This is a genomic window from Tenacibaculum sp. Cn5-46 (genome assembly GCF_022347705.1).
GTDB classification, from domain to species: domain Bacteria; phylum Bacteroidota; class Bacteroidia; order Flavobacteriales; family Flavobacteriaceae; genus Polaribacter; species Polaribacter aiptasiae.
On record NZ_JAKRGD010000010.1, the window covers coordinates 1 to 12,206 of the forward strand.

The following is a 12,206-nucleotide window of genomic DNA, read 5'->3' on the forward strand; positions in this document are numbered from 1 at the left end:
ATTGCCAGTAATAAGTAATACCACCTGGCTGACTCCCTTTAGTTAACACTGTATTACCACAGTTTTTGGTTACCGTTGCTGCTGATGGAGTTGATGGAACTGTATTGATACTATAACTTACTGTTCTGACTGGACTCCAACATCCTGTACTGTTATTGCGTGCTCGTAAGTAATATACCGAACCACTGGTTCTGGTTATACTACTTGATGAGTTACTCGTTGATGTTCCACTTGCACTTGATTGCCAATACCATGTAATACCTCCTGGCTGACTTCCCTTGGTTAATACGGTACTTCCACAGTTTTTAGTTAACGTTGCTGCTGATGGAGTTGATGGAACTGTTTTAACAGTAACTTGTATAGATGATGAACTGGTACTCCATAATCCACTACTATTATTTCGTGCTCGTAAATAATATCGTCCTGAACTAGTTACCGTATAACCACTATATGAATTACTAGCTGTAGTTCCATTACTATTAGTTCCTTGCCAATACCAAGTAACTCCACTTGGTGGAGTCCCTCTTGATAAAACTACACCTCCACATTTATCTTGTGAAATTGTGGGCACTGAAGGTGTTGAGGGTACTACTGATTTTACTGTAACATTATTTATTCCCATAAACGATCGGGAACCTGATCGACCTCTATAGGTAATTTGTTTACTTCCTAAGCTAGTCCATTTTATCGTTGCTCGAGTTGCCGAACTATTAATTATTATTCCTCCTGAAACCTGCCATGTTCCTCTTTTTGGCAATCTACTCCCCATAGGTATTAATTTATAAGTATACGTACTATTTAAACCTACATTAGTTGGACCATTAATTCTGATTAATCTTATAAAACCTCTTAAGTATTTTCGTGATCCTACATCATTTAAATATCCTCTTTCTCTAAATTGCCCATAAATTACTCCTCCTAACAACAATAAGAGTAGTAATAATTGTTTTTCTAGTCTTTTCATAGCCTACTAGTTTTTATAATTATATGTTATCTCTTTTAATAGCTTTACTTCGTTGCTTTTTACAAATTTTAACTGGTAAAAACTCTCATATTAGTAATACAAGGAGAGGCTCTCTTTAGTCTGTAACACTTGTTACTCCTACTAATGAATCGTAAGCAAATGTGGTTATTTGTATATGTAAAAAAACACTTTTAAAGCTCACTTAATCAATACCTAAAACCTCTTTCCTTAGCATAAAATCCTTGATATCAGAATTTAATACTGTGATAACACAGTTGAATCAAGTTTTGTTTGTAAAATGTTATAATTGGTATAGTTACAAATAGGATTAAAAGCATTGTAACAATGCTTACTATAATAGATTTTTTCATAAGAATTATATTGAAGTTAGCAATTCACTTTCTTTTATCAAAACTAAGTTAAAACACTAATTATCAACACACAAAAACCTGTAGTTTTAAATAATCGCTAGAAGTTTTAAATTATCCCTAATAGTTTTAATTCATATGAAATAACTTTTTTCTTGTCATCTTCGTTTTAAAAATTAGCTGTTTTTTTTGCATAAAAAAACTACCTTAATTTCCATTAAAGTAGTTTTTATATTTAAAGCTAACCTAAACTAAATCTCCTGTCAAATAGTAAAGGAAAAAGTTCTTATCTACATCCTAATAATTTCACTCAATTCTCCATTTCAAACTTTATTATGAAGAAATTTTAATCCGCTATATCATTTACCATATAAGATATATGTTTTAACACCAGAAAGTTCATATCGATTATCTTTTTTTCTTCCAAATAAATATTTTAAGGTTCCATTATTAGTATACTTTTAGTTTAAAACCAAACTTATGCGTGATTACAATAAATTAGAATACCTAATCAAAGATATTTAGCATATTCAAAAAGAGTTTAAAAATCAAACGAAAAACAAACACTAAGTCTATTCTAGCCCTTCAATCTCCACCTTAAACAATGTATCAAAAATTTCAAATATGGTTTGTGATTCTTTTTTACGGACAGAAATAGTATACTCGCAATTCATTTCTAATTTTTGAGCCACGATAGTTAAATTTCTTTCTTTTATAATACGTTGAACTTTATTCATCATATCATATTCAAAAGTCAATTTATATCGAATATCTATTGTTTTCTCTATAATTTCTGATGCTTCTAAAGCAAATTGAGCTGAAGTTCGATAAGCATTTATTAAACCTCCTACTCCTAGTTTAGTTCCTCCAAAATAACGAACAGATACTATTAATATATTAGTTACTTCAAAGGCTTGAATTTGCCCATAAATTGGTTGTCCTGCCGAATTACTTGGTTCACCATCGTCATTAGCTCTAAATCTAATCTTTTCAGTACCAAGTTGCCAAGCATAACAAAAGTGACGTGCAGAATGATGTTTCTTTTTTACCCCCTCTAAAGCTTCTTTGATATCTTCTTCAGAAAATACAGGAAATGCATAACCAAAAAACTTACTGTTTCTATCTTTAAATAAGGTTTCCTCTGAAGGAACATCAATTGTTTTATATATGTCTTTAATCTCTTCCATTATGCCGAAGCTACTAATAAAATACTAATTATCGCTAATCCTATACCCACCCAATTCTTTTTAATCAATCTTTCCTTAAAAAATAACAAAGCAAAAACAGTAGTCAAAATTACAATTGACACATTGTTGATGGTAAATATAGTAGAACTCTCTAATCCTTTTGTTTGCAATGCTTTAATTAAAAACTCCATTGAATAATAATTTGGAATACCCAAAGCTATCCCTCCTATTAAGTTTTTCCAATGAAACTGAAACTTACCGTTAATCATTTGGATAATTACAAAGAAAGTTCCTAATATAAATGCACAACCGAATATTGTTCCTAAAAACATAGGTACTGTTCCGTCTGGTACAGATGTACTCTCTACATATTTCAATCCTGCATCAATACATCCAGAACCAACAAATAACAATAATGGAAATACTAAATTTTTAAACTTTACGGGTGAAGTATCACTTTTTGCTGATGATAAATAAACTGCTACTAAAGCCATCAAAATTCCCACAACCTTTACAAAACCAACACTTTCTTTATAAACAACAATTCCTACAATTATAGGAATAACTACCGACATTTTTCCTGCAACTGAAGCTACCGAAAGTCCGTTTTTCTGTGCTGTAAGCCCCATAACATTGAACACTGTTATGAATAAAAACCCTAAACAAAATGCTCCAAAAAACCACGGCTGTTCAGGTATTTCCACTACTGACATTGATATTTCGGAAGTAAATAAACCAAAAGATAAGGCTATAGCATAATTTACTACGATAGCTTGTAATGTATTAATCTTAAAAACATCAAATAGTTTAAAGATTACAAACAATAAACTAGAGACTAAAACACTTAATATTAAATAATCCACTTTAAAATTCTTTCCTCTTTAATAAATCAACTACATCTTCTTTTCCAGGAGCTAAATTCCAAACGTGTATTCCTAATTCTTTTGCTGCATTTGTATTTTCCTCTGTATCATCAATAAAAATTGTTTCAGATGGATTCAAATTATTTTCATTCAACACAAATTCATAAATATTCGCATTCGGTTTTCTAAAGTTTATTTCATGCGATAAATAAAATTGCTCAAAACAACTTTTAAATTCATTATATAATGTTGTTCCCCAATCGTTTTGAATCCACGAAATATGCAAATCGTTCGTATTACTTAATAAAAATATTCGGTATTTTTTTGAAGCAACAAGTTCTTTAAGAAACTCTAGCCTATGCAATGGAAAATCTAACAAAATTGCATTCCATGCATTTACTAAATCTTCTCTATTTAATTGCGGAAATTTTACTTGATAAAAATCAACAAATTCATCAGTAGAAATTAGCCCCATCTCATATTTATAATAGGTTTCTATCATATCTTGAGAAATATCAGTTACTCCTAATTTTGCTAATTCTCTGTAGGTTGCTTCCTTATCTAAATTGATGAATATATCACCAAAATCAAAAATGATGTTTTTAATCATTTAAATATATCTTTAACACATCGTTATCGATGCTTTCTTTATTTATTATTTTTCCTTTTATCTCTGGAGCCTTAACTCCATTTCTAAATTCTGTATTACCTATAAAAACTCTAGCTTCATCCCATAATTCAGCATCTATAAATGTTTGCAAAGTTTTTGTACCTCCTTCTACAATTACCGATTGTATATGGTGTTTTTGTAAAACTTCACATATCTGCTGAGCAATATTTGTTTTGAAATCTATTTCCTCGTAAATAACATTTTCTTTTTCTTCTGAAATCTGCCTCTCCTCTTCTCTAGTTTCTGTTACAAGAATAGTTTTCACGTTAGCATCAAACACATTTGCTTCTTGTGATATTCTCAAGTTTTTATCCAACACTATTCTTATAGGATTACGCCCCGTCCAACTGCGTACAGTTAACGAAGGATTATCAGCTATTACCGTATTAGTTCCAACCAAAATGGCATGTTCTTCACTTCTCCATTTATGAACTAATTGTTGTGAATATTTATTTGAAATCCAAACAGGTTTTTGTTCATCTTTGGTTAAAGGAGCTACAAAACTATCATTGGTTTCTGCCCATTTTAATATGATATACGGACGCTTTTTGTTTTGCACTGTAAAAAACCGTTTATGTTGCTCTTTACACTCTTTTTCTAATACTCCTACAGTTACAGAGCATCCTGCTTTTCTTAATCGCTCTACACCTTTTCCTGCTACCAAACTATTCGTATCTATACAACCAATTACCACATTAGGTATTTGACTTCTAACAATTAAATCTGCACAAGGTGGTGTTTTTCCATAATGCGAACATGGCTCTAGCGTTACATATATAGTGGCTTCCTTTAGTTGTTCTTTATTCTTAACTGCATGAATTGCATTTACTTCTGCATGATTTCCTCCATAAGCGCTTGTATATCCTTCACCTATGATACGGTCTTGATAAACAACCACTGCCCCTACAGATGGATTAGGGCGAGCAGTACCTATGCCTTTCTCTGCTAATTCTAAACAGCGTTTTATGTATTTTTCGTGATTCAAAAAAAGCTATAGTTTTATTTTAATATCTTCAGTTTTATCAATGGAATAAATATGTGAAAAGCCTAAGACTTTATATTTTATATCTCCTTTAAACTGAACTTTTACACTTTTACTTTTGCTTAGAAATGAATTAATCAATCCTCCTAAAATCCCACCACCTTCACTAGAAAATACTTTCTTAGTAGGAATAACAACTTTTAATGGAATTGCAAACTCCTTTCTTGCTGGAACTTTAAACACTTCTGAAGACACCTTAGCCATTTCATCTCCATTAACCAAAACTTTTATTTCATCTGTAGATATTTTCCCTCCAATATCGTTAGGATTTTTAAAAAAAGCATTTGCATTTAAATGTATTGTATCTGGTGTTATAGACATAATCTTTACATCATCAACCTTAATAAATACTGGTTTTTCTTTAACAGAACAACCAATAATAAGTAATACCACTACAAAAAACACCAATTTCTTCATACGAATTCTCATTTTTTAGCTAATTTGCAGTGCAAAAATAAGGTATTCCTATGACACCCTCTGATTTTATTATTCGAGAAATACAACCTAATGACAATCAACAAGTAGCACAAATAATCCGTGAAGTATTAATTGAACTTGGAGCTCCTAAAGTAGGCACTGCTTATGAAGACAAGGCTACCGATCAAATGTTTGAAACTTACGAAAAAGAAAATGCTTCTTATTTTGTAATTGAACATAATAACAAAATTGTTGGAGGCGCAGGTTTTGCAAAATTAGATGGTACTGAAGAGGCTATTTGTGAATTTCAAAAAATGTATTTCTTACCTATTACTAGAGGAAAAGGATTAGGAAGTAAACTAATAGATCATTGTTTGACCGAAGCTAAAAAACAAGGTTATACCCAGTGTTATTTAGAAACCATGCCTTACATGGAAGCTGCTAGAGCTTTGTATAAAAAAAATGGTTTTACAAATCTAGACAAGCCAATGGGAAATACAGGACATTACTCTTGTAATGTTTGGATGATTAAAAAGTTATGAAAACATTAATATTATTGATTTTATCTCCAAATAATGGAGCCATTAACTTTCAAAATAGATTTAGAGACGACCTTTATAAGGAAGGTATATTTTTAGCTTTCTTATACGGTATAATATATAGTTTCAATAGTGAATCAGTAGTACCGGATGATAAAACTCTCTTAATTTATTTTAAGCTTTTTGAAAAAATTATTCAGGTTTGTTTATGGTTATTAATTTCTACAACACTAAGTTTTGTTATCTATAAATTAGGATTGTTTTTAAAAGGAAATTCATACTACAAAGAAACATTTGCTCTATTAATGTATTCTTACTTTCCTATATTTTGCTATGTATTTATTTTGAATTTGTTAAATCACCCACATTTATATAATTCTGAATTCTCCACATATTATTTTAAAACTCTTCTCTTTATTATAAGTTGGTTTATTTCCTTAAGGACTTTATTGATAGGATTTAAAGAAATCTATAATATTAGTTTGAAAAAAGCAATTATCGTAATACTTCCAATACTAATTCCATTTTTTAGCTTAATAGTATTCCAATTATATTTACGCAACTTTTACCTTTAAGAAATTACACTTTGAATACATTAAAAACATATAAAACCTATTTTTCAAAACAACTTTCATTTATATATCCTAAAACAGAAATTGACACCTTTTTTACCTATTTGGTTGAAGAGTATTTGGAACTACAGAGAATTGATATAATCATGAAACCAGATTTTGAAATTCCTGCAGAAAAAGAAACAGTTTTAAATAATGCCTTAGAAAGACTTTTAAATGAAGAACCTATACAATACATTATTGGGCATACTGAGTTTTTTGGATTACTATTTAAAGTAAACAATCACACACTAATTCCTCGCCCTGAAACCGAAGAACTTGTAGAATGGATTATTCAAGAGGTCAATTCTATGAGAAAAGAGTTCGATTCTGATAAAAAGCTATCAATTTTAGACATTGGAACCGGTTCAGGATGCATTCCTATTAGTTTAAAAAAGAATTTATCTAATGTTGATGTTACAAGCATAGATATTTCTGAAAAAGCATTAGAAACAGCCAAACAAAATGCTAAACTTAATCAGGTAGATATTGAGTTTATTGAAAAAGACATCCTTAACACCAATTCTTTACCTAAACAATACGACATTATTGTTTCTAACCCTCCTTATATTAGAAATTTAGAAAAAGTAGAGATTAAAAACAACGTCTTACAAAACGAACCTCATTTGGCTTTATTTGTTGATGATGATAACCCTTTAGTTTTTTATGAAAAGATAGCTGATTTAGCTAAAATCCATTTAACTGATAATGGACTTTTATTCTTTGAAATAAATCAATATTTAGGTCAAGAAACTTTAAAAATGTTAGAGGATAAAAAGTTCACAACTAATGAGCTTAGAAAGGATATTTTTAACAATGATAGAATGATTAAAATATCCAAAAAAAACGACTTATAAAAGCGAATTTCATTTTTTTTATAATCTTAATTTTCTGTATATTAGCTAATAAGACAAAAGATTAAGAAAAATTGGATTTACAAAAACTACTTACGGATACAAACAGCAAAGCTATTTTTTTAATAGATCATGAAGGGCAAATAGTAGACTTTTTCCCAAAGGAAAATGAACTAATAGACCTTAAAGAAAAAATAGCAGCTTTTGATGCTGTTATCTTTAATATGTCCGAAAACTTTTTTAATCTGTTCTTCAATACAGAATTAAACGAAATAATTTTAAAATCTACTAATGAAACGCTCTTACTTTTTAAACACGAAGAGTATGTTTTATGTTTTTTGACAGACAAAGCCACCAACATTGGATTACTAAGTTTAATGTTAAAAAAACAAATGAAAAACACTCAAAAATTAATTATTTAAAAACACTTAAGTCCCCCAGACCATGGAACAAATTTTAAAAGATTTAATCAAAAACGTAAAAGAAAACATCCCTGGATTTATTGCAATTAGTGTTGCAGAAATGTCAACAGGAGAATCATTAATGTCTGATTCAGTTGATCCAGATTTTGACCCAGCATTAGCATCTGCTTTTAACGTATCTATCATTAACTCCAAAAGAGAAGCTATTAAAACTCTTGGTTTAGACGAAAACCTAAGAGACATCCATTTTAAATTAGACAACCACATTCACGTTATTAATATGTCACCAGGTGGTGATTACTTTATTTACCTGGCAGTAGATAGCAAAAAAGCAAATTTAGCTTTAACTAGAACTATGCTAAACAAATATAAAATCGAGTTAAATGCAGTCTTATAAAGCCATCAACATTCAGCAAACCAATACTGATGATGAATTCAAAAGCTTTATTAAATCATTTCAACAAGAGTATCAACTAAAAGTTTTAAATAACAGTACAACTTCTAGTGAACAGCAAAAAAAATCAGAAGAAAATTCTACGAGTTTATTAAGCTTGTTATTTAAAGAATATGATAGTATTAATGATTTAATGAAGGATTTTTCACATCAACTTAAAAATGCCATTTAAAACTTAAATTAAGTTTAACTTACAAAGCATTAAAATATAATTATATCAAAACCACAATAAAAGCGCAATAAATAACATTATTGTGCTTTTAACTTTTTAAAAACCAAAACTAATTTATCAATCAAGTCATATATTTCTTTTTCATTATAACTCGCAAACCCCATTCTTATAGAATTATGTCCTGTTTTTGCTATATCATATCGATACCACTCTCCTATCTCTAACTGATATTTATGTCCTTCTTCATAAACCTGTTTCCATGAATATTTTTTATTCAAGCGAATCCACACAGCCATACCTCCTTTTGGTATTTCAAATTGAAAACAGTCTGATAACTTCTCCTTTAACAAACCACAAAATAAATCTCGACGTGCTTTATAAATCTTCAATACTTTTCTAATATGTCTATCCAAATCTCCCGACTTAATAAAATCGGCAAAAGTAAGTTCTAATAATGCATCACCTTGTCTATCTACAAAACCACGCAATTTAGAAGCTTCATCAACAAACTCTTTTGAAGCAATTAAATAACCTATTCTAAACACCGGAGCTACAGTTTTACATACAGAGCCTATATAAATTACATTCCCATTAACATCATGACTTGCTAAAGGTAAAATTGGCGCATGATTATAATTAAAATCGTAATCATAATCGTCTTCAATTATCGCAAACTTATATTTTTTAGCTAAGTTTAATAAATGAATCCTCCTTTCTGCTGATAACGTAACCGTTGTTGGATGATGATGATGTGATGTTACATACACAGCTTTAATCTGCTGTTTTTTACACTGTTTTTCAATTTCTTCAGTTACAATACCATTTTCATCTACCAATACACGCAGCAAATTTGCTTTTTGATGTAAAAAAGTTACATCAGCTGAGACATAATTAGTTTCGCCAACTATAATATTATCTCCTTCTTTTAATAATAGTTTCGACGATAACCAAATTCCCATTTGGCTACCACGAGTAATTAAAATATTCTCTTTTGAAATCTGCAATCCTCTCGTCTCATTCAAATAACCAACTAGTATTTCTCTTAGCTTATTATTTCCAAAAGTTGAACCATAGCCAAATTCTTTATAAACACTTTGTTTTGACGCTATTCTTCTATACGTTCTAACTATTTCTTCTATCGGAGTTAATCTTTCATCAGAAGTTCCATCGTTTATATATATCATATCTGATGATTCTCTTCCCCTTTTTGACAGCAACTCATTGTTTTCATAAAAAGAAAACCCTGTCTTCAACTTTTCTTTCTTAATACTTTCTTTTACAATACTAGTTGTATTTAACAAAGGAAGATTACCATGTACAAATGTTCCTTTTTTCGGAATGCTTTCAACCCAACCTTGCAATGCCAATTCTTCATAACAAGCTACAATTGTTTTTCGATGCACATTCAACAATTCAGCAAAACTTCTTGTTCCTAATAATTTTGTGCCAGATGAAAGATTTCCTTCCTTTATAAAAACAATAAATTGATTTGCTAATTGCAAATACAAAGGCTCTTTTATATCTCTATTAATTTTGAAACTAGTTTTATACGGAAACATCTGGACTACAAACTCTTTTTATTCTGGACTAATATAATAGTCCATAAAAATAGTATTTTTGGATAACAAAACAACAAAACATGCTTAAACAAGATTTAAAAACTACTGAATACAACGAATACTTTTCTAGATACATCAATAAGGTTACTGATAATACAGACCTTTCAAAAGGCTTTGAAGAAGATAAGAATATGGTCATTAATTTCTTTTCTTCCATACCAGAAGATAAATTAGAGTATCGCTATCAACCAGAAAAATGGAGCATTAAAGAAGTATTACAACACATTATAGATACTGAACGAATTTTTATGTATCGATTCTTACGAATTGCCAGAAACGATAAAACTGCTTTAGCTGGCTTTGATCAAAACATATACATTTCTCCGTCGCAAGCTAACAACAAATCATTAGAAGAATTAATTCATGAATTTACTACAACTCGTTTGTATTCAATAAACCTGATAAATAGTATTTCAGAAAATAACTTACAAAACATTGGAACTGCCAGTGAATCTCAAATATCAGCTAGAGCTTGTGCTTTTGTTTTATTAGGACATAGCATTTGGCATATAGAAATTATCAAAGAACGCTATTTATAATGTTAGAAATTAGACCAAATTGCGAGCATTGCAATAAAGATTTACCTAATACATCAACCGAGGCTATGATTTGCTCTTTTGAATGCACTTATTGTAAAACTTGCGCTTTAGAAATTTTTGAAAATGTTTGCCCAAGTTGCTCGGGAAATTTTATGGAAAGACCTATTCGACCTTTAAAAATGATTGAAAAATATCCTGCTTCATCTAATCGTATTTTCAAGCCAAAAGAAATCTCAAAAACAAAAATAAACTCAGAAAAATTTAAAAATGTTAAACCAGAAAGAAGATAAAACAATACATATTAGGAAAGCAACAGAAACCGATGTTGAAGTTTTAGCTTTACTTGGGAGAATAACTTACAGTGAATCTCACGGTCATTTTATTAATGATAAAAATGACCTATTAGCCTACAATAATAAAGCATTTTCTATCGCAAAAATTAAAGAAGATATAGATAACGATAACAACTTATTCTACATCTTATATATAAACAACTTACCTGTTGGATATGCAAAATTAGTACTTAATGCAACACATGAAAGTATAACGTCTACCAATAATTGTAGACTAGAAAGAATATACATTTTAAATGATTTTATTCCTTTAAAAATTGGACAACAACTTTTAACCTTCATCGAATCGAAAGCTAAAGAATTACAATTAGACACTATATGGCTATCTGTTTACATCAAAAACGAAAGAGCCATACGTTTTTATGAAAGAAATGAATTTAAAGATACAGGGAGATTAGATTTCTTAGTTAATGGCAATGCTTACGAAAACTTCGTTTTATCTAAAAAAATTAAATCATGAAAGAATATTCAAAATCAAAACTAAACAGAGTAAAAAGGGGGCAAAATAGAGCTACTTACGATGTTGAAAAAATTAACACTATTTTAGATGCTGGTTTTATCGGTTATGTAAGTTATGTTTATCAAGGAGGAGCTATTACACTTCCAATGGCTTACGGAAGAAAAGACAACAAAATATACCTGCATGGTTCACAAGCCAACAGAATGCTATTAGCTCTTCTAGAAGCTAAAGAAATGAGCATGACCGTAATGCATTTAGATGCCTTAGTCTTGGCGCGTTCTGGATTACATCATTCAGTAAATTATAGATCAGCAACTCTTTTTGGGTCGGTTAAAAAAGTTACAAATCCTGAAGAAAAAGATGCTGCTTTATTTTGTTTTATGGAACATATGATGAAAGGTCGATGGGATGGAATACGTCCAATGTATCAAGAAGAATTAGACAGAACTATGGTTGTAGAAATGACTATTGAAACAGCTTCTGCTAAAATTAGAGATGTTGGAGTAGCTGATGAACCAGAAGATTACAATTTAAACGTTTGGGCTGGCTTGGTACCTATTAAACAAATAGCCCTACCTCCTATTTCTGATGAAAAATTAAAAGAAGGAATTGAAATTCCTCAGCACGTTACAAATTATTATAATCAAAATAAATAGTACATTAGCCGACTTT

17 protein-coding genes are annotated in these 12,206 nt (G+C 29.9%); 10 read left to right on the top strand and 7 right to left on the bottom strand.

Annotated features, from left to right (window positions below; all coding sequences use genetic code 11):
- The 6 genes from MHN29_RS17460 to MHN29_RS17485 all read right to left on the bottom strand — a co-directional run.
- Window positions 1–964 (bottom strand): hypothetical protein (locus MHN29_RS17460; RefSeq protein WP_235276273.1); only part of this gene is annotated, 964 nt, incomplete at its 3' end.
- A 940-nt stretch (window positions 965–1,904) separates the two neighbouring features.
- Window positions 1,905–2,519 carry a YigZ family protein gene (locus MHN29_RS17465; RefSeq protein WP_235273665.1) on the bottom strand — a complete coding sequence of 205 codons (615 nt, stop codon included), beginning with the start codon at window positions 2,517–2,519 and terminating at the stop codon, window positions 1,905–1,907.
- Window positions 2,519–3,382 carry an EamA/RhaT family transporter gene (locus tag MHN29_RS17470; protein ID WP_235273666.1) on the bottom strand — a complete coding sequence of 288 codons (864 nt, stop codon included), beginning with the start codon at window positions 3,380–3,382 and terminating at the stop codon, window positions 2,519–2,521. Before MHN29_RS17470 ends, MHN29_RS17465 begins: the two co-directional genes overlap by 1 nt.
- A 1-nt stretch (window position 3,383) precedes the next feature.
- Window positions 3,384–3,992: an HAD-IA family hydrolase gene (locus MHN29_RS17475; RefSeq protein ID WP_235273667.1), complete on the bottom strand. Its 609-nt coding sequence runs from the start codon at window positions 3,990–3,992 to the stop codon at window positions 3,384–3,386.
- Window positions 3,985–5,037, bottom strand: a complete 1,053-nt coding sequence (gene ribD / locus MHN29_RS17480; RefSeq protein WP_235273668.1) for a bifunctional diaminohydroxyphosphoribosylaminopyrimidine deaminase/5-amino-6-(5-phosphoribosylamino)uracil reductase RibD — start codon at window positions 5,035–5,037, stop codon at window positions 3,985–3,987. The genes MHN29_RS17475 and ribD overlap by 8 nt, the downstream gene beginning before the upstream one ends.
- A 6-nt stretch (window positions 5,038–5,043) precedes the next feature.
- On the bottom strand, window positions 5,044–5,523 hold the full coding sequence (locus MHN29_RS17485) for an LEA type 2 family protein (RefSeq protein ID WP_235273669.1): 480 nt from the start codon (window positions 5,521–5,523) through the stop codon (window positions 5,044–5,046).
- Between the two features lie 38 nt (window positions 5,524–5,561).
- Between MHN29_RS17485 and MHN29_RS17490 the strand changes: the two genes are divergently transcribed.
- The 6 genes from MHN29_RS17490 (at window position 5,562) to MHN29_RS17510 (ending at window position 8,563) form a co-directional block, all read left to right on the top strand.
- Window positions 5,562–6,053: a GNAT family N-acetyltransferase gene (locus MHN29_RS17490; protein ID WP_235273670.1), complete on the top strand. Its 492-nt coding sequence runs from the start codon at window positions 5,562–5,564 to the stop codon at window positions 6,051–6,053.
- On the top strand, window positions 6,050–6,625 hold the full coding sequence (locus MHN29_RS18390) for a YIP1 family protein (protein WP_150898799.1): 576 nt from the start codon (window positions 6,050–6,052) through the stop codon (window positions 6,623–6,625). Before MHN29_RS17490 ends, MHN29_RS18390 begins: the two co-directional genes overlap by 4 nt.
- An 11-nt stretch (window positions 6,626–6,636) precedes the next feature.
- The gene (gene prmC / locus MHN29_RS17495) at window positions 6,637–7,518 is read left to right on the top strand and encodes a peptide chain release factor N(5)-glutamine methyltransferase (protein ID WP_235273671.1); all 882 of its coding nucleotides are present in this window, start codon (window positions 6,637–6,639) and stop codon (window positions 7,516–7,518) included.
- A gap of 71 nt (window positions 7,519–7,589) precedes the next feature.
- Complete coding sequence (locus tag MHN29_RS17500) at window positions 7,590–7,937, top strand: hypothetical protein (protein WP_235273672.1); 348 nt, start codon at window positions 7,590–7,592, stop codon at window positions 7,935–7,937.
- Between the two features lie 22 nt (window positions 7,938–7,959).
- Complete coding sequence (locus MHN29_RS17505) at window positions 7,960–8,334, top strand: hypothetical protein (RefSeq protein ID WP_150898803.1); 375 nt, start codon at window positions 7,960–7,962, stop codon at window positions 8,332–8,334.
- On the top strand, window positions 8,321–8,563 hold the full coding sequence (locus tag MHN29_RS17510) for a hypothetical protein (protein ID WP_235273673.1): 243 nt from the start codon (window positions 8,321–8,323) through the stop codon (window positions 8,561–8,563). Before MHN29_RS17505 ends, MHN29_RS17510 begins: the two co-directional genes overlap by 14 nt.
- Before the next feature lie 77 nt (window positions 8,564–8,640).
- On the opposite strand, the gene MHN29_RS17515 is transcribed toward MHN29_RS17510, so the two are convergent.
- On the bottom strand, window positions 8,641–10,122 hold the full coding sequence (locus MHN29_RS17515) for a PLP-dependent aminotransferase family protein (protein WP_235273674.1): 1,482 nt from the start codon (window positions 10,120–10,122) through the stop codon (window positions 8,641–8,643).
- Between the two features lie 80 nt (window positions 10,123–10,202).
- Between MHN29_RS17515 and MHN29_RS17520 the strand changes: the two genes are divergently transcribed.
- The 4 genes from MHN29_RS17520 to MHN29_RS17535 are packed head-to-tail and all read left to right on the top strand — an operon-like array spanning window position 10,203 to window position 12,190.
- Window positions 10,203–10,721, top strand: coding sequence for a DinB family protein (locus MHN29_RS17520; RefSeq protein WP_235273675.1), 519 nt, complete (start codon window positions 10,203–10,205; stop codon window positions 10,719–10,721).
- Window positions 10,721–11,011, top strand: coding sequence for a DUF1272 domain-containing protein (locus MHN29_RS17525; RefSeq protein ID WP_235273676.1), 291 nt, complete (start codon window positions 10,721–10,723; stop codon window positions 11,009–11,011). Before MHN29_RS17520 ends, MHN29_RS17525 begins: the two co-directional genes overlap by 1 nt.
- Complete coding sequence (locus MHN29_RS17530; RefSeq protein WP_235273677.1) at window positions 10,989–11,534, top strand: N-acetyltransferase; 546 nt, start codon at window positions 10,989–10,991, stop codon at window positions 11,532–11,534. The genes MHN29_RS17525 and MHN29_RS17530 overlap by 23 nt, the downstream gene beginning before the upstream one ends.
- Entirely contained in the window at window positions 11,531–12,190 is a 660-nt protein-coding gene (locus tag MHN29_RS17535; protein ID WP_235273678.1) for a pyridoxamine 5'-phosphate oxidase family protein, read from the top strand. The genes MHN29_RS17530 and MHN29_RS17535 overlap by 4 nt, the downstream gene beginning before the upstream one ends.
- Window positions 12,191–12,206 lie beyond the last annotated feature (16 nt).